Consider the following 17,071-nt stretch of genomic DNA (forward strand, 5'->3'; position numbering starts at 1 on the left):
GGCAAGACAAGCGCTGATCCTCTGCAGGGTATGACCGAACGGCTGCCCCAGGCATTCGCCAGTTGTGTGACCACGTCGATCCGCGCGAGAGGGTCATTCGTACTGGCCGCCACGATGCTCGGGAACGGTAGTCGGGTTGTGGCGAGGGCAGCCAGCCGTTCTGACGCAACATATCCACTGTCGGGTAGCCGTCCGGCAGCGGCGATTCGAAATCTGGCGGCGCCGCGAGCAGTGCGCCCTTGATTTCGTGCTGGTGATGTTGCGCCCAGTGCACAGTGATCACCACTCCGGCGCTATGAGACACGAGTACCACGGGGCCGACGATGCTGGCCAGTGTCTGGTCGAGCGCCTCGATGCGGGCCGCGCAGTTGAGCGTGTCGTGCTCTAGCGGCGGTACCACGCCTACATTGGGCAGCTTGCGCGCGAGGATTGTCTGCCAGTGATCCTCGACGTGATCCCGCAGGCCGGGAACGATCACTATGGTTGGTGGTGGAAGACCTCACTAGCCGGACTCCGAGAAAAACTTCAATGGGGATTGGGCTGTTGGCGCGCGCCGACAAGATGGTGCACAGCCCCGACGGCACATGCTTCAATTCCCCCGATCGGCCTCAGGTCGGCTTGCGCAGGAACCCCTGGTTGCCGCCGTTACGATTGGGCGCGAAACCATTCGCTCGAAGCGTCTCTTCGGCCGTATCGTAGAAGACTCCGATCTTCATGATCTCTCGTGCCTGTTTGGCCGTTGCGATGGGTCGGCCAAATTCGCCAGCGATCCGCACCAACTGCCTGATCTGTTCGACGGAACTCATCTTTCCCGTGCGGGTCTGGTTCCAGAGCACATCCTCGATGCCGCACCGCACATGAAGGCCCAAGGCAATACCGATCATGTTCACGGGCAGCACATTGAGCACCGAACTCTCTACCGTGACCACCGCGCCGTCAGGCACGGCACGCAGCATGTTGGCCAGGTTGTAGATGTTGGCCTGATCCATGCCGCCGCTGATAGCCACCCAGTTCATCACCAAGGGGCCCTTGTAGACGCCGCGCCGAATCATCCGCTCGATCGTTTCAAAGCTGTTGATGTTGTAGACCTGAAACTCGCTCTGGATTCCGGCGGCTGACAGTCGTCGGACGTGCTCCTCGGCCCAGCTTGGATTCGAGGGAACAATCATGTCCTTGTAGGTTGCGTAAAGGTTCGGGAATCCCCGCGATACCCCCTTGAAGTCATCCAGACCGGCGTGGTCCGTCACATTCATCTGCGTAGTGTTAACGGTCACCGTGACCTGGTCCGGTTTCGGATCAAGTTCGGCCAGCATGTGCCGCGTGTCATCGCTAAGCCATTTGGCGGCTTCGCCCTCGGATTCAGGCGCGAAGCTGATGGAGCCGCCCACCTGGATGATCATCTCCGGCACGCGGGCGCGCACCCCGGCGATCAGCTCATTGAACATGGACAAGCGCTTGCTGCCTTTGCCATCGGGTTCGCGCACATGCAGATGCAACACGGTGGCGCCGGCTTCGTAGCAATCCACCGCCTTCTGGATCTGTTCCTCCATGGTGATAGGGATATCTTCCGGGAAGTCTGAGGGAATCCAGCCAGGTGCATACGGAGCGGCTGTAATGATCAGAGGTTGCTGGTTCTCGGGATACAGGTGGCCGTCAAGGAAGTTCACGATGTTGGATCTCCACGTTGAAATATGAATGTCGGGAATGCCGAACTGGATGAGAAAGCCTTAGAACCCTCATTGGCAGCGCCATCCCCGACAGGGTGGTGCGCCGGTGATCCAGCTTTTTTTGAACATGAACATGCGCCTGGAGCCGACGCCGTCGGCTTCAGACGCCTGCACGTGCAAAGCGCTGGCGGCCGCGTTGTAGCAGTCCACGGCTTTTGCGCCTGGGCGGCTGATCGTCACTGGCACATCCTCCGTGTCGCAGGCCGGCCATTGCGGTTCGTGCGGCGGGGCTTGAATGACCTGAAGCTTCTGGTTTTCAGGCGGCGGAGAATTGTCCATGTGACCCCGATCGCAGATCGCGATGCCGTAGTGAATCGGCATCGCGATGCCCGCCATGCACCCATAACAAAGAACCTCACTCGTCATTGGAGTGAGATTGCCCGTCGGAACAAGCGTTGAAGCAATCTGCGCCGCAAACCTTCGAGCGGCATCGATTTTGTTCGCCAGTAGGTTCGCAAGTGGCAGCGTCGGCAGCATGGGATTGTCTCCGTTCATTGACTTCGCATTGCGCGAGACAGTTGCGAAGCCACTCTGGTTCGGAGTGTAGGCTCAAAAATCAATAATGTCGACATAAATGTAATTTGGAGCTTGCCGGCATGAACGCGCTATGTTCGGGAAGACTTGCCGGATGGTTTTCGCGCAGCAGCGCGGGTGCAGTCATGGTTTGCGCTCGCGAGGGCGCGGACCATGACTGCACGGGCGGCCTGCGACTCTCACTGCGATTCACACCTGCCCTCGGATTGCGCATCCGGCCACGGCGATCGACAACATAATTAATGTCGACATATATAAATATTCCTGCTATCTTGCTTCGGTAGCTGGAGCAACAATATTTCACGCAGAGCAGCGGTGCCCGTCGGAAGCGGGTTGTAACGGCGGTGCATTGGTGATTCCGTGCCACACAAGGAGATATCGTTCATGATCAAGGTAGAAAAACTGACCGCCTGCATCGGTGCCGAGGTGTCCGGTGTAAGTTTGGGCGACGTATCTCGCGATGCGTCGCTGTTCGCAGAAGTCAAGGCGCTGTTGCTCAAGCACCGCGTTCTCTTTTTTCGTGATCAGGATATTTCTCGGCAAGAGCACGTCGCCTTTGCGCGAAGGTTTGGGAGGCTTGAAGATCATCCAGTTGCGGGAGGCGATCCGGAACACCCGGGCCTCGTGCGGATCTACCGGTCGGAAGCAAAAAATCCTTACGAAAACAACTATCATGCCGACGGGCTTTGGCGACCAAACCCATCCATGGGGGCAGTGTTGCGCTGCATCGAGTGCCCAGAGGTGGGTGGTGACACGATCTGGGTCAACATGGTTGAGGCTTATAAGCAGCTACCTGATGAAATCAAGAAGCGCATCGATGGATTGAGAGCGAAAAGCAGCATCGAGCATTCGTTCGGTGCAGCGATGGATCTGGATGAACGAAGAAAGCTGGCGGCGCAGAATCCGGAGGTAGAACATCCTGTCGTGCGGACGCACCCGGAGACTGGCGAGAAGGTTCTATACGTCGGCAGCTTCACAACGCATTTCGCCAACTACCATACCCCTGAGAATGTGCGTTACGGTCTGGACAAGACACCGGGCGCGAGCCTTCTGCTGAATTATCTGCAAAGCCAGGCGTCAATTCCTGAGTATCAGGTTCGTTTCCGGTGGAAACCGAACAGTGTCGCGGTCTGGGACAACCGGTCAACGCAGCACTATGCGGTGATGGACTATTGGCCGGCTCCACGCAAGATGGAGCGAGCTGGAATCGAAGGCGATACACCTTATTGAACAGTTTGCATGTCCCGTCCGGCGGAGTCAGGACGCCCGACTCTGCTCGAAGAGCGAAACGAGCGAACGTCAGCGTCATCACACAGGTCATCAAGTTACTTGAAATAAGCGCGGAAATCCAAACGCACGGCGACACAAGGAATGTCTCTGGCGGTGCCGACGACCGGCAGAAACTACTGCCCAGGATGACGTTGTGGTTTTGCTTCGCTCGAGCCAGACGACAGCGATCGGCACGATTCAATACGACTTTAGTGCATCACTGGAGGAGACAGAATTGACCCCGTACACAAGTGACGCGATGCCGGCCGAGTCGGCTACGGATGGCGGTTGTACCCGAACCTATGCGTGGGTGGTGTTTGCATTGATGTTTTGCCTCTTGTTGTCCGATTACATGTCGCGGCAAGCACTCAATGCCTTGTTTCCGATTTTGAAAGTCCAGTGGCAGCTTTCCGATACACAACTCGGTTCGATCAGCGGTGTGGTGCCGTTGGCAGTCGGCGTGCTGACCCTCCCGCTTTCCCTGGTTGCGGACCGCTGGGGGCGTGTCAAAAGCATTGCACTGATGGCTGCGCTGTGGAGTATTGCGACGCTTGGGTGCGCGATGGCCAGCAGCTACCACGAGATGCTCATTGCGCGCATCTTCGTTGGTGTCGGCGAGGCTGCATACGGAAGTGTCGGACTCGCGATGCTCATGAGCCTCTTTCCAAAGCATCTGCGGTCTACCATTGCCGGCGGATTTACGTCTGCCGCTGCCTTCGGGTCCGTGCTCGGCGTTTCGGTTTCCGGCATCGTTGCGACCCACTTTGGCTGGCGCTGGTCGATGGGTCTGATGGCGGTCCTCGGCTTCGTGCTGGTGGTTATTTACTTCTTCGTCGTTACGGAAAATAGGCTCTCACGCTCGCATCCGGACCATGCGAGCGAGACTCCGGTGCATGGGCGTGTGAAACTGACTCCTCGAGCACTATTCTCCGGTTTGTTTCCGTGCAGTTCCGTTTTTTGTGCGTACCTCGGCAGCGCCCTGCAGATCTTCATTCAGGGCACGCTTTTCGTATGGCTGCCCAGCTACTTCAATCGTTACTGGGAGATGCCTGTCGGCAAGGCTTCGATAGTAGCGGCCGGCCTTGTCCTTGTCAGCGGCATGGGGCAGCTCCTGTGCGGTGTGATGACCGACCGGATCAGTGGGGGCTCGTCGCTTAAACGATGGAACATGGCCATTGGTTATTGCCTCGCGCTAGGCATCCTGCTGGAAATCGCATTCCGCTTGCCCCCTGGCAAACTCCAACTCGCGCTCCTCGCACCAGCGGTGTTATTCCTTGCCAGTTCCTTCGGGACGTGTAGCGCGATAGTTGCCGGGGCGACACCGCCTGCTATCCATGGCTCGGCATTTGCCACACTGACGTTGTTCAACAATATTTTAGGCCTCGCGGCTGGCCCCTTTTTTACCGGTGTGATGGCAGACGCGGTTGGTCTTCAAGACGCCTTGCGCTGGCTTCCGGTGGCGGCAGTGCTGCCTTTCACGGTGTACCTCATTGGCCGGCGGTGTCACATCGCAGAGGCGCGAACCTGTTGAGGCTACCGCCGGCGTGGCGAACCTCATCGATCAGTCAGTTTGCGGATAAGCATAGCCAACTGGCCGGTGCGATGTGTTTCAGGACCAAGGGCAGTATTTTGCAGATTTCAAGAGACAAGCATGAATGTGATACCCAATGACCCCGATGCCAGCGGCAACGACGACTACCTGACGAGCAGGCCGCAGGTCTGGTTTGCCTTTGCGATGACCTTCGCACTCATGTTTTTCGATTTTATCGACCGACAGGTGATCGTCTCGCTATTTCCCCATATCAAGAGCGAATGGAACCTGAGTGACTCACAGTTGGGTTCCCTGGTTTCCATCATTTCCGTCGTGGTGGGGGCGGGCGGGATACCGGTGGCGTTGGTGGCAGATCGCATGGGCCGTGTAAAGAGCATCGTTGTAATGGCTATCACCTGGAGCCTGGCCACTATCTCGTGCATGTTTGCAGCCAACTACAGTCAATTGTTTGTGGCGCGTGCGGTCGTTGGGGTGGGTGAAACCGGCTATGGCTCGGTAGGCGTTGCCCTTATCTCGACACTGTTTCCCAAGCGCTTGCGTAGCGCCACGCTCGGTGCCTTCTACGCTGCTCCCGCGCTGGGTTCGGTGCTGGGCGTTGTGCTAGGCGGGATGATCGCGGCCAGGTGGGGATGGAAGGCCGCCTTTGGTGTGGTTGGCGTGCCTGGGCTCGTTCTGGCATTGCTGTATCTGCTCGTACGCGACTACAAGACCGTGGCACTGGCGCCGAACTCGAATCAGGAGCCCCAGTCTCTGGGCGAGACTCTCAAGCATATCTTTGGCACGCTGGCGCGCACGCGAACGCTGTTGTGGGTCTGCGCCGGAGCATCGGCTCAACTGATCACCGTGTCGGCCATGTGGTCGTGGCTGCCCAGCTACCTGAACCGCTTCCACGGCATGACCCCGGAGGCCGCGGCCAAGGCGGCGGCGGTAGTGGTATTGGTCGGCGCCTTCAGTTGCGCGTTTTGGGGCATCGTGGTGGGACGGCTGACACGGCGCAAGCCGCGCAACAAGCTGCCCGCGCTGTCCGCGCTGTGTCTGGTCACAACGGTGATTCTTGTGGCGGCGTTTGGCGGCACTTATACGGGTGCTACACAGTTCGAGTTGATCGTTCTTGGCGGCTTTTTTATGAACTGCACCGTCGGTGTGGTTGCCGGCATTGCCATGGACGTCATTCACCCAGGTGTGCGGTCTACCGGCGCGGCAGTACTTTCCCTGTTTCAAAACGTGTTTGGCCTGGCCGTGGGGCCGGTTCTGGCTGGCGTTCTATCCGACCAATGGGGTTTGCAACACGCGCTCGCAATCATTCCTCTGTGCGGCGTATTGGCTGCGGTGTTTTTTGTCGTCGGAATGCGCAGTTATGACGCGGACGCGGCGCGGATCTCCGAAGTGGAGCTGGAAGTGGCGCCGGTTCTCGACGGCACCCTGAACACCGGGACTGCGGCCTGAACTCATTCAACAGTAAGGAGAATACTCACGAGTCAGCGCGATGGCGTCGCGCTCGGCGGTGACCGGTCGGCGATCGAAACTTTCGGCCGCCGACGCGGCAGCGGCCACCGCCACCCGCCACGAGCCGATCGCACGACTGGCGTCCTGCGCGATGGCCGGGGTGTCCAAGCAGATCATGGGCGAAGGCGCGATCCCAGCCACGAACCAGACTAGGCAACGGACTCAGATTTACGACATTAGATAACGGCAGGGCACTGGGGACGGACTAAGTTCGCGCGTTACGAGGATGCCGGACCTTGGAAGCCGCTCATTCTGCAGGGGCGGTTTCTACTTTGGCACGTGTTGACTTCGACGCACGCGCACGTCGACTGTCAGCGGACTTCACGGCGATCGCACTAATGGCCGCATCCCTCGCTTCGTCCAGGCGCGAGGCTGCGAGACCAAGCAGTAGCTCGTTGTCCCCCTTGATCGCCGCCTTCTGCAGCGCGCGCCAGACTTTCAAGGACGCTCGAATCGATTGGGGCGACGCCGCCAGTCCCAGCCGGACATAGCGGAACGTCCGCAATGAGATGGAGTGCAGGATATCGACCAGCAACCGGTTGCGGCACAGACTGATGGTAGTGAAATTCAGCAGGAAACTTTCCACGGCATAGGCGTCTACCGACTCGTCGGCCGCCTTGGTTAGCCTTGGGATGTATTCGGTCAGAGTTGCCCCGAGCTCTGAGGGGTTTTCGCGTGCCACCTGCTCCAGCATCGTGATGTAAAGCACGCTGCGCACGCGGAAGATGTCCCGAAGCTCGTTCTCGTCAGGTGCGGTAACGATCGCCCCGCGTCTGGCCTGAAACTCAACCAGGCGATCCCGCTCGAGTATACGAAGCGCTTCGCGCACTGGAGCGCGGCTTACGTGCAACACTTCGCTGATATCCGCTTCCAGCAGGCGTTGCCCGGATTTCACCAGATCGAGCGTAATCACCCCGGCCAGCCGGGCAGCGATCTGCTCGGCAATCGGCACCGATGCGGCTGCCCAATCCTGCCCGCGCAGCACCGCCCGCTCGACTGCCAGCATCAGTGAATTCTTCGGCGCAAGAAGCGCGGAAAGATCGGGTAGGTTTTGCGTTTTATTTCGGGCCATGGCGTGGAGCGGAAACAAAATATTCGTCGAATTTATCCCCGGCATTATAGTCCGCAGCGTTGTAATGTCGACAAAAATTTGGGCGCTCTGTCCGGATGCGACTTGACCCTGCGGTAAGCGCCTCGCGAGGGGCGTTTCGCATCTCGCTTGGGCTCGACTCATGATGCGAACGAGTTGCGGAGGTTGAGATCAACACCTGCATTGATTCGGTATGCAGAGGATCTGTCGAAATGTCGAACGAATCAGGAAACGCTCGCCGCAGTATCGTGTGTACTCGCGCGAATTCAAGCAACCTTTTCTTAGGAGGGAGACTCCGTCGTCAGCACGTTCTTCCCGGCGTCGCTGGATTGCGAACCGAATTGCGAACGCGTGCCCGTAAGGCCTGTGCCGTGTTGATCAGGGCCAGCGGGAGTCTGGTCGAGGTATGCATTGCGCCATTGGCTCGGCGGCTTGCCAAACTCGGCGCTGAACCAGCGCGAGAATGCACTGAGCTCCGAAAAACCCAGCAGGTCGGCGATGTCGGACATCGAATGATTCGGCTGGATCAGATACCGCACTGCGAGCGACTCACGGACTTCGTTCAGGAGAGTCGAGAATCGCTGTCCGGTCTGTTCCAGCTGACGTTGCAGCGTGCGCGGTGTCAGCCCCAACCGGAGGCTGATCGGCTCGATTGTGCCTTGCCCGCGCGGAAGCAGGACGTGAATGGTGCGACGCACGTTGTCGGCGAGCGACTCCGGGTTGTAGCGCGGTTGCAGGTCGAGCAGTTGCTGCGCATAGTGGGCGAGACGCGCGTCGGCGAGCGGGTTCGGCCGATCGAGATCCTGCCGCGACAGCACGATGCTGTCGAACTGACTTCCGAACTCGACGTGCCGTCCCAGGAAGCGTCGGTGCACCTCGAGATGTGCGGGCGCCGCATGCGTGAAGTGCACGCTGCGGGGCAGAAATTGCGGGCCGAGCACCGAGCGCATGAGACTGAACACCACGCCGACCGTCAACTCCACGATTTCCGGCCCCGGGTCCGGCCGCCCGGTCACGAGCCCCACGTGCACGACGGCAACGTCAGCGATTTCTTCGACGTGAATGACCACCGAATCGCTGAGCAGATACCGGTAGTTCTCGATTTGAGCAAGCACATGGCGCAGCGTCGGCTGGTGCTGAAGAAACAGGCTCAGCGGGCCGAAATCGGAAAGCCGCCATGCTTCGCCGATGCGTACCCCGAGCGAGGCAGTGCCGGCCGCGCACGCCGACACTGCGATCACCTCTGCGAGGCTCGATTCGGGAATGCGCAGATCGGGAGTGGTGAGGCAGGATGGATCGAGTCCCACTTCATGTAGCGTGCGAACCGGATCGATACCCACGCTTCGTGCGATCTCCGCAAACTTGGTCAGTGACGCGGCTCGAACGAGGAGAGGCATGGCTTCATAAGCGGATGTTGTATGTGGAAGGTAGCGTTTGTGCAGTGCGGTGTCTGTCCGGAATAACCATGAACGGGGTGCGTGTCGCGCCTTGTCAGATCGTGTCACGTAGCGTCAAGCGGGTGAGCGATGCATTTCCCACAATACCTCATCACAGCGGTGCGCTGCCAGGGGCATCCACAAGGCGATGCAACGAGCGGTGCGGGTAAGTGGCGGGCGAGCGAGTTTGCGGTGTAAGTCCGCATCGGTGCCGCCCTGGCAAGCAAAACATCATGTTCACAGGAATCCGTCCATGCGAATCGAACGATTGACCTGCACCATTGGCGCCGAAATCTCCGGTGTCAATCTGGGCGACGCGGCGCGCGACGACGCACTGTTCGCCGAAATCAAGGCGCTTCTGCTCAAGCACAAGGTGCTGTTTCTGCGTGATCAGCAGATCACTCGGGCCGAGCACGTCGCGTTCGCGCGGCGCTTTGGCGACCTGGAGGACCATCCCGTCGCCGGCAGCGACCCGGATCATCCGGGGCTCGTGCAGATCTACCGCAGCGACAAGAAAGAAGCCTACGAAAACAGCTATCACACCGACGGTTCATGGCGACCGTGTCCGTCGATGGGCGCGGTGTTGCGCTGTATAGAGTGTCCTGATGTTGGTGGCGACACCATCTGGGTCGACATGGGCGCTGCATACGGCAACTTGCCTGACGAAATCAAACAGCGCATCAACGGACTGCGCGCCAAGCACAGCATCGAACATTCGTTCGGCGCGGTGATGTCGCCCGAGGCGAGGTCGAAGCTCGCCGAAGAGAACCCGATGGTCGAGCATCCGGTGGTGCGCACGCATCCCGAGACTGGCGAAAAGATACTCTACGTGAACGGCTTCTCGACCCATTTCGCCAACTATCACACGCCAGAAAACGTGCGCTTCGGACAGGACAAGACACCCGGCGCGAGCCACCTGCTCAACTATCTGCTCAGCCAGGCCTATATCCCCGAGTATCAGGTGCGCTTTCGCTGGAAGCCGAACAGCGTCGCCATCTGGGACAACCGCTCGACGCAGCACTACGCCGTACACGACTACTGGCCCGAGCCGCGCAAGATGGAACGCGCCGGCATCAAAGGCGACCGGCCGTTCTGAGGCGCTCGTCCGCTACTTCCGCAATAGACCAGAACGGCCGGGATCCAGCGCTTCCAGTTCGAAACAAAACTCAAGGAGACGAACGTGGGCATGCAAGCGACAGCCGCGGTAGGCGACCCCTACGCGCGAGCGCCGAGTGTATCCAGCGCATACGCCTGGTGTGTTTTTGCGCTGACCTTCGGGCTGCTGCTCGCGGACTACATGTCGCGGCAGGTGCTCAATGCCGTGTTCCCGCTGCTCAAGGCGCAGTGGATGCTCACGGACACGCAGCTAGGCTCGCTCAGCAGCATCGTCTCGTTGATGGTAGGACTGCTGGCCTTCCCGCTTTCCATCCTGGCCGACCGCTGGGGACGCGTGAGGAGTCTGTTCCTCATGGCTATGCTGTGGAGCGTCGCCACGCTGGGCTGCGCGATTTCGACGAGCTACGGCCAGATGTTTGCGGCGCGCCTGTTCATCGGTGTCGGCGAGGCAGCTTACGGCAGCGTTGGCCTTGCCGTCGTGCTCAGCGTCTTCCCGGCACACCTGCGCGCGACGCTCTCGGGCTCCTTCCTTGCGGGAGGCTCGTTCGGCTCGATGCTCGGCATGGCGGTTAGCGGCATCGTGGCCGCGCACCTCGGCTGGCGCTGGGCATTCGCCACCATGGCGGTATTTGGTTTTGTGCTGGCGGTGCTTTACCGGATCGTGGTGACCGAACAGCGTATCGCTCCGGGCCGACCGGCCGTCTCGCGCGGCATGCCCAACGGACCGAAGCCCCGCTTTACCGCGCGCGGCCTCGCACGCGCGCTGTTTGCTTCGAAATCCGTGGTGTTCGCATACCTCGGCTGCGGCGTGCAGCTGATCCTGCCCGGTGCAACGTTCGTCTGGCTGCCGAGCTACCTGCTGCGTTCGTACGGCATGCCGCTCGACCGCGCGAGCGCGCTGGCCGCCATGCTCGTGCTGACATCGGGCGTGGGCCTGATCGGGTGCGGCATGCTGACCGACCGTATCAGCCGGACTCGGCCGGCCCGCAAGTGGACGATGGCCATTGCGTACTGCGCGCTCTCCGGTATCGCATTCGTGACGGCGTTTCGTTTGCCACCGGGGCCCCCGCAACTAGTGCTGATCGGTGTCGGCATGCTGCTTGAATCTGGCGCGGTCGGCCCGACCGGAGCACTGGTGGCCGAGCTCACTCCACCCCAGCTTCATGCCACGGCCATGGCGATCTGGGCGCTTGCCAACAATCTGCTCGGCCTCGCAGCGGGCTCCGTCATGACGGGCATGCTGGCGGACCGCATGGGCCTGCGTGCGGCGCTCGAACTGATTCCGCTTGCGACGCTGGTGTCGACGCTTCTGTTCTTTGCAGGCAAGTCGCTTTATCGGCGTGACGTGGCGCGCCATGCAGCGTAATGCGCCGCCGGCCAGATGGAGCTGAGCGGTCCGAAAAACAATCAGGTAGCCAGAAACCGCATTTATTCAAGAGGAGACGAAATGAAACTGAAATCGAGTGCGGTGGCCGTGCTTGCGGTTGTTGCAGGTGCTGCACACGCGCAATCGTCGGTGACGCTATACGGCGCCATTGATACTGGCCTTCTCTATCAGAGCACGTCGGCCGCGTCGTATGCGGGGAACGCGAAGGACCTGGGCCACATCTATTCGCTGAAGGATGCTGGCATCTATGCCAGCTTCTGGGGCATGAGGGGGACCGAAGACCTCGGCGGCGGCTACAAGGCCAATTTCAGGCTGCAAGGCGTATTCAATAGCGGAACCGGCAAGTTCGGCCTCGCGGATACGACGGGCGCTTCCGCCATCTTCAACATGCAGTCGACCGTGGGCATATCCGGACCGTTCGGCTCGATCGACCTCGGTCGACAGTACGCGCCGATGATCTATGCGCTGGCCGATACCGACGTGCGCTCGGCCCAGTACTTCGGCAGCATCCTCGGGGCGTGGCTCGGCCTGAACCAGGCGGCACACTGGACCGGCACCAACACCAACGTGCCGATCGGCGCGCTATACGACGACAATGCGATCGTCTACCAGTCGCCGAAGTTCTACGGCGCATGGCTCGCGCTGGAGTACGCGCCGGGCGGTGTGGCGGGGCAGTTTCAGGGCGGCACGCGGGAATCCGCCGTGCTCCGGTACTCGAATTACGGTTTGAACCTCGCGGCGGCGTACTACAGCGGGCACGACACCAACCTGGCTGCAGCCACGCCCACCGGCCTCCACAACAACCGCTTCTTCTACTTTGGCGGAAAGTACACCTTCCACAGTGTGTCCGTTTCGGCTGGGTATGGTGTCGGGCAGAATCCGTCGAACCTGAGTTCGGCCAACCTCGAATTCGTTTCGGCCGGGCTTGGTTATCAATTCACCCCATTCTTCAAGCTGACCTCGGGCTTCTACTATTTGCGGGACCGTAATAACTCCGCGAATCAGTCGAACGAATACGCGCTCGGGGCGGAATACAGTCTGTCGAATCGCACCCTGTTCTACGCACAGGTGGGCTATGTCAGCAACCGCGGAACGATGAACCAGGCCATCACCTATGGAGCGCCGGTCGCACCGGGCGTTTCCACCACGGCGGTGAACATCGGCATCCGCCATACATTTTGAAGACGCAAAACGCACCCGGAGCAAGCAATGGCAAAAAGCAGGATCGTGGGAATTTCAGTCTGTGCGTTGGTTTTCGCCTTGTTGGCGGGCCTGAACGTCGATGCAGGCGCACAGGCGAGCGGGGCACCGGCCGCCTCGGCGGCGGTCGCCGCCGCGCCGAGCGCAACGGAAGTGCGGAAGGCCAACCGCGCGCTGAGCCGCAAGGTGTACGCCGCACTCGCGAAGCACAAGGAAATCGACGCCGGGGACATCAGCATCGTCGCCAGAAACGGCGCGGTTACCCTCAGCGGCACCGTCTCCGAGTCATCCCAGATCGGCACGGTGGCCGAGGTAGCGAAAGGGGTGCCTGGCGTAACGTCCGTGACGAACCGGCTTTCGGTTCAGCGGTCGATCGGCCAGTAGAAGGTCGATGCACCTGCGGTTTCAGTTCACCAGTTCATTGAGGATGAGGAGGTTTTCAAAGATGCCACGAGCAATTCGCTTTTACGAGACAGGCGGACCCGAAGTGCTGCGGCTCGAAACCGTCGAGGTGGGGGAGCCCGGTCCGGGACAGGCCCGCGTGCGGCACACCTATGTGGCCGTCAACTTCATCGATATTTATTTTCGCACCGGCCAGTACCCGCTCGAGTTGCCCAACGGGCTCGGCTCGGACGCGGTGGGCGTGGTCGAAGCAGTGGGAGAGGGCGTGACCGACATCGCGGTGGGCGATCGGGTGGGGTATCTTCTCGGGCCTCAGGGCGCGTATTCGGATGTCCGGGTCATGCCCGCCGACGTATTGATTCCCTTGCCCGAAGGGGTGAGTGACCGGACCGCGTCGACGCTGATCATGAAAGGCATGACGGCCCAGTACCTGTTCCGGCAGGTTTATCCTCTCAAAGGTGGAGAAACTATCCTGTACCACGCCGCTGCGGGCGGAGTGGGGTCGATCGCCAGCCAGTGGGCGCGCGCGATCGGCGTCACCATGATCGGGACGGTCAGCACCGACGAAAAGGCTGAAATAGCGAAACGCAACGGCTGCACGCACACCATCGTGACTTCGCGCGAGAACATCGCCGAGCGGGTGCGTGAACTGACCGATGGTAATGGTGTGGAGGTCGTCTTCGACTCGGTGGGCAAGGATACCCTGCAAGCCTCGCTGGACAGTTTGCAGGTTCGGGGTACGTTGGTCAGCAACGGCACGACTTCAGGGCCGGTGATCATCGACACGCGCGCGCTGGCCAGACACGGGTCGATCTGGGTGACGCGCCCGGCAATGGTGCACTACGCGAAACCCCGCTCGCACATGCTTGCAATGGCGCGGGAACTTTTCGATCTCGTGCTGGCTGGCAAGATCAGGAGTGAGCCGGGGAAGACGTTCGCGCTCGAGGAGGCCGCCGCCGCGCATCGCGCGCTCGAATCCCGCAAGACCGTCGGCTCGACGGTACTCGTACCATGAGCATCTGGCCTGATCGCCACCGCTGACATGCTACCTGCTTATAAGTAAGGATCGCTGATGAGTCTCAATGCACTTCAAAATCTGAGCGTCCGCGTGGCACTCGTGACGGGCGGCTCCGGCGGTCCTGGCCTATAGATGGCTGAGGTACTGGGAGAGCCCGGCGCCAACGCGGTGATCACCGCGCGCAAGCTGTGAGAACTGGACGCAGGTACCGGGCACCTGAAAGTACTGGGCATCGCTCGACCAGCGCGCCCGGATCGCCGAGCGCTGTCGACAGCGCTACCGGGCGGCAACGGCAGCGATAAGCAAATGATTGTCGCGGATTATCAAGCGTGGAAATGAATGCAGGCTCGACAATGGTCCCATTGCAGACGAACCTGTCGCGCCGACATCCGCTTCCCCTCTCGGAGACCCAGCATGAACTTTCTCGACGGTCATCTCTTCCCGGAGAACCAGCAACCCTTGATCATCACCGCAGCGCCCTATGCACCCGGCTGGCTGCCTGCCGACTTCCCCGAGGATATCCCGGTCACCATGGATGACCAGATCCAGAAGGCCGTGGACTGCTACAACGCCGGCGCCACGGTGCTGCACCTGCACGTGCGCGAACTGGACGGCAAGGGCAGCAAGCGCCTGTCCAAATTCAACGAGCTGATCGCCGGCGTGCGCAGAGCCGTACCCGAGATGATCATTCAGGTTGGTGGTTCGATTTCGTTTGCGCCCGAAAACGAGGGACAGGCGGCAAAGTGGCTGTCCGACGACACGCGCCACATGCTGGCAGAACTCGAACCCGTGCCGGACCAGGTCACGGTGACGGTCAACACTTCGCAGATGAATGTGACCGATCAGGCTGAGGACGCGGACTTCAGGGGCACCTCGCGCGAGAATCCGGCTATCTTCCACGCTTACAAGGAAATGACCGTGCCCGCTCAACCCGGATGGGTGGAAGAGCACGTGCGCCGCCTGACTGCAAAAGGTATCCAGAGCGCGTTCCAGTGCTACAACCTCAACAGCTTCGAGTCAGTGGAGCGCCTGATGCGCCGTGGCTTCTACAAGGGCCCGCTGGTCATGAACTGGGTAGCCATCGCCGGCGGCATGGATACGCCCAATGTCTACAGCCTCGGTAATTTCATTCGCGCTGTACCCGACGGCGCCGTCGTGACTGTGGAGAGCAACGTTCGAAATGTCCTGCCGGTCAACATGATGGGGATCGCCATGGGCCTGCATGTGCGCTGCGGTACCGAAGACTGTATCTGGAACCAGTCGCGCACGGCGAAAATGAGTACCGTGAAGCAGATCGAGCAACTCGTCCGCATTTCGCGGGAGTTCGGCCGCGAGATCGCCACGGCACAGCAGGCGCGCGAGATCTCGAAGATCGGTGTGTTCTACGACACGGTAGAGGAGTCGCTGCAAGCGAACGGCTTCGCGCCCAACCGCAATGGCGGCAATCAGGGGTTCCTGCGCAAGACGGCCTGAACCAGCCCGTGAGCCTGGTGCAAAAAAAGGCGCGAGGCGCGCTCTCCTCGAAGGCCGCCGTCGGGGCGCGAAGTACGCGGTCGTCGCGATGTGCATTTCCGGTGGCATGGGTGCCGCCGCCCTGTTCGAAATCTACTGAAAGAAGCCCGGTCATGGACTTGAACTTTACCCCCGAAGAGGAAGCCTTTCGCGCGCAGGTGCTGCGCTTCCTGAGCGAAAAACTGCCACAGCGCCTGTCTGACAAGGTTCGCGACGGCAAGCGGCTGACGCGGGCCGATCTGGACGAATGGCACGCGATCCTCAATGCCGAGGGTTGGCTCGTCAACCATTGGCCGAAGGAGCATGGCGGCCCGGGCTGGAGCGCCGTGCAGAAGTTCATCTTCGAGAACGAGTGCGCTCTCGCCGGTGCGCCGCGTGTCGTGCCGTTCGGCGTGAACATGCTGGGACCGGTGCTGATCAAGTATGGTAGCGACGAACAGAAGCGCTACTGGCTGCCGCGCATCCTCGACGGCTCGGACTGGTGGTGCCAGGGCTACTCGGAGCCGGGCTCGGGATCCGATCTGGCTTCGCTCAGGACAACCGCCGTGCACGGCACCGATGCGCACGGCGATCATTACATCGTCAACGGCCAGAAGACCTGGACCACGCTCGGCCAACACGCGAACATGATCTTCTGCCTCGTGCGCACGGCGACTGGCGTTCGCAAGCAGGAGGGCATCAGCTTCCTGCTCGTCGACATGAACTCGCCCGGCGTGGAAGTGCGGCCGATCATCACGCTCGAGGGCGAGCACGAGGTCAACGAGGTGTTCTTCACCGACGTGCGCGTGCCGGCTCGGAACCTCGTCGGCGAGGAAAACAAGGGCTGGACCTACGCGAAGTATCTGCTGACCTACGAACGCACGAACATCGCGGGCGTCGGCTATTCCGCTGCCGCGCTGCAACGCCTGAAGGTGGTCGCGGCCACGGTTACCAGCAATGGCCGGCCGCTGGCCGAGGATCCCCTGTTCGCCGCGCGCATCGCCCGCGTCGAAATCGACCTGGAGAACATGAGGACGACCAACCTGCGCGTGCTCGCGGCAGTGGCGGGTGGCGGCGTGCCAGGTGCGGAGAGCTCGATGCTAAAGATTCGCGGCACGGAGATCCGGCAGGAAATCCACTCGCTGATGAGACGCGCGATGGGGCCGTATGCGCAGCCGTTCGTCGAGGAGGCGCTGCACGACGGCTACGACGCACCGCCGCTCGGTCCGGACGGCGCCGCAAGTGCTGCCGCGCTTTACTTCAACAATCGCAAGCTGTCGATCTTCGGCGGTTCCAACGAAATCCAGAAGAACATCATTTCGAAGATGATCCTCGGGCTGTAA

General features: G+C 60.7%; 15 protein-coding genes and 1 pseudogene. 10 read left to right on the plus strand and 6 right to left on the minus strand.

Going from position 1 to position 17,071, the window contains the following annotated elements; translation table 11 throughout:
* Positions 1–32 precede the first annotated feature (32 nt).
* The 3 genes and pseudogenes from L0U84_RS40105 to L0U84_RS40115 all read right to left on the minus strand — a co-directional run.
* Positions 33–481: pseudogene (locus L0U84_RS40105) on the minus strand (RBBP9/YdeN family alpha/beta hydrolase); the annotation flags it as partial.
* A gap of 127 nt (positions 482–608) precedes the next feature.
* Positions 609–1,667 (minus strand): 3-keto-5-aminohexanoate cleavage protein, encoded by a 1,059-nt coding sequence (locus tag L0U84_RS40110; protein WP_233859243.1) that lies wholly within the window; start codon positions 1,665–1,667, stop codon positions 609–611.
* Between the two features lie 69 nt (positions 1,668–1,736).
* Positions 1,737–2,204 (minus strand): hypothetical protein, encoded by a 468-nt coding sequence (locus tag L0U84_RS40115; RefSeq protein WP_233859244.1) that lies wholly within the window; start codon positions 2,202–2,204, stop codon positions 1,737–1,739.
* Between the two features lie 441 nt (positions 2,205–2,645).
* Here L0U84_RS40115 and L0U84_RS40120 point away from each other — a divergent pair, with 441 nt between their 5' ends.
* The 3 genes from L0U84_RS40120 to L0U84_RS40130 all read left to right on the plus strand — a co-directional run bounded on the left by L0U84_RS40120 (position 2,646) and on the right by L0U84_RS40130 (position 6,528).
* The gene (locus tag L0U84_RS40120) at positions 2,646–3,491 is read left to right on the plus strand and encodes a TauD/TfdA family dioxygenase (protein ID WP_267940140.1); all 846 of its coding nucleotides are present in this window, start codon (positions 2,646–2,648) and stop codon (positions 3,489–3,491) included.
* A gap of 298 nt (positions 3,492–3,789) precedes the next feature.
* On the plus strand, positions 3,790–5,061 hold the full coding sequence (locus L0U84_RS40125) for an MFS transporter (RefSeq protein ID WP_442794134.1): 1,272 nt from the start codon (positions 3,790–3,792) through the stop codon (positions 5,059–5,061).
* A 120-nt stretch (positions 5,062–5,181) separates the two neighbouring features.
* On the plus strand, positions 5,182–6,528 hold the full coding sequence (locus L0U84_RS40130; RefSeq protein WP_233859246.1) for an MFS transporter: 1,347 nt from the start codon (positions 5,182–5,184) through the stop codon (positions 6,526–6,528).
* A 6-nt stretch (positions 6,529–6,534) separates the two neighbouring features.
* On the opposite strand, the gene L0U84_RS40135 is transcribed toward L0U84_RS40130, so the two are convergent.
* The 3 genes from L0U84_RS40135 to L0U84_RS40145 form a co-directional block, all read right to left on the minus strand.
* The gene (locus L0U84_RS40135) at positions 6,535–6,705 is read right to left on the minus strand and encodes a hypothetical protein (RefSeq protein ID WP_233859247.1); all 171 of its coding nucleotides are present in this window, start codon (positions 6,703–6,705) and stop codon (positions 6,535–6,537) included.
* 130 nt (positions 6,706–6,835) lie between these two features.
* Entirely contained in the window at positions 6,836–7,705 is an 870-nt protein-coding gene (locus L0U84_RS40140; protein ID WP_233859248.1) for a GntR family transcriptional regulator, read from the minus strand.
* A 254-nt stretch (positions 7,706–7,959) separates the two neighbouring features.
* Positions 7,960–9,018, minus strand: coding sequence for an AraC family transcriptional regulator (locus L0U84_RS40145; protein ID WP_326491241.1), 1,059 nt, complete (start codon positions 9,016–9,018; stop codon positions 7,960–7,962).
* Positions 9,019–9,367: 349 nt separating this feature from the next.
* Between L0U84_RS40145 and L0U84_RS40150 the strand changes: the two genes are divergently transcribed.
* From L0U84_RS40150 to L0U84_RS40185, 7 genes are all read left to right on the plus strand, one after another.
* Positions 9,368–10,210: a TauD/TfdA dioxygenase family protein gene (locus tag L0U84_RS40150; protein WP_233859252.1), complete on the plus strand. Its 843-nt coding sequence runs from the start codon at positions 9,368–9,370 to the stop codon at positions 10,208–10,210.
* A 90-nt stretch (positions 10,211–10,300) separates the two neighbouring features.
* On the plus strand, positions 10,301–11,596 hold the full coding sequence (locus L0U84_RS40155) for an MFS transporter (protein ID WP_233859881.1): 1,296 nt from the start codon (positions 10,301–10,303) through the stop codon (positions 11,594–11,596).
* An 81-nt stretch (positions 11,597–11,677) separates the two neighbouring features.
* Positions 11,678–12,799, plus strand: coding sequence for a porin (locus tag L0U84_RS40160; protein ID WP_233859253.1), 1,122 nt, complete (start codon positions 11,678–11,680; stop codon positions 12,797–12,799).
* Between the two features lie 27 nt (positions 12,800–12,826).
* The gene (locus L0U84_RS40165; protein WP_233859255.1) at positions 12,827–13,201 is read left to right on the plus strand and encodes a BON domain-containing protein; all 375 of its coding nucleotides are present in this window, start codon (positions 12,827–12,829) and stop codon (positions 13,199–13,201) included.
* Positions 13,202–13,262: 61 nt separating this feature from the next.
* On the plus strand, positions 13,263–14,234 hold the full coding sequence (locus L0U84_RS40170; RefSeq protein ID WP_233859257.1) for a quinone oxidoreductase family protein: 972 nt from the start codon (positions 13,263–13,265) through the stop codon (positions 14,232–14,234).
* 417 nt (positions 14,235–14,651) lie between these two features.
* The gene (locus tag L0U84_RS40175; RefSeq protein ID WP_233859259.1) at positions 14,652–15,710 is read left to right on the plus strand and encodes a 3-keto-5-aminohexanoate cleavage protein; all 1,059 of its coding nucleotides are present in this window, start codon (positions 14,652–14,654) and stop codon (positions 15,708–15,710) included.
* Between the two features lie 152 nt (positions 15,711–15,862).
* Positions 15,863–17,071: an acyl-CoA dehydrogenase family protein gene (locus tag L0U84_RS40185; RefSeq protein ID WP_233859261.1), complete on the plus strand. Its 1,209-nt coding sequence runs from the start codon at positions 15,863–15,865 to the stop codon at positions 17,069–17,071.

The organism is Paraburkholderia sp. HD33-4 (assembly GCF_021390635.1).
GTDB lineage: Bacteria > Pseudomonadota > Gammaproteobacteria > Burkholderiales > Burkholderiaceae > Paraburkholderia.

Coding starts and splice junctions, on each gene's coding strand:
- L0U84_RS40115 (WP_233859244.1), bottom strand. CDS start 2,204: ATGCTGCCGACGCTGCCACTTGCGAACCTACTGGCGAACAAAATCGAT.
- L0U84_RS40120 (WP_267940140.1), top strand. CDS start 2,646: ATGATCAAGGTAGAAAAACTGACCGCCTGCATCGGTGCCGAGGTGTCC.
- L0U84_RS40125 (WP_442794134.1), top strand. CDS start 3,790: ATGCCGGCCGAGTCGGCTACGGATGGCGGTTGTACCCGAACCTATGCG.
- L0U84_RS40130 (WP_233859246.1), top strand. CDS start 5,182: ATGAATGTGATACCCAATGACCCCGATGCCAGCGGCAACGACGACTAC.
- L0U84_RS40135 (WP_233859247.1), bottom strand. CDS start 6,705: ATGATCTGCTTGGACACCCCGGCCATCGCGCAGGACGCCAGTCGTGCG.
- L0U84_RS40140 (WP_233859248.1), bottom strand. CDS start 7,705: ATGCCGGGGATAAATTCGACGAATATTTTGTTTCCGCTCCACGCCATG.
- L0U84_RS40150 (WP_233859252.1), top strand. CDS start 9,368: ATGCGAATCGAACGATTGACCTGCACCATTGGCGCCGAAATCTCCGGT.
- L0U84_RS40155 (WP_233859881.1), top strand. CDS start 10,301: ATGCAAGCGACAGCCGCGGTAGGCGACCCCTACGCGCGAGCGCCGAGT.
- L0U84_RS40160 (WP_233859253.1), top strand. CDS start 11,678: ATGAAACTGAAATCGAGTGCGGTGGCCGTGCTTGCGGTTGTTGCAGGT.
- L0U84_RS40165 (WP_233859255.1), top strand. CDS start 12,827: ATGGCAAAAAGCAGGATCGTGGGAATTTCAGTCTGTGCGTTGGTTTTC.
- L0U84_RS40170 (WP_233859257.1), top strand. CDS start 13,263: ATGCCACGAGCAATTCGCTTTTACGAGACAGGCGGACCCGAAGTGCTG.
- L0U84_RS40175 (WP_233859259.1), top strand. CDS start 14,652: ATGAACTTTCTCGACGGTCATCTCTTCCCGGAGAACCAGCAACCCTTG.
- L0U84_RS40185 (WP_233859261.1), top strand. CDS start 15,863: ATGGACTTGAACTTTACCCCCGAAGAGGAAGCCTTTCGCGCGCAGGTG.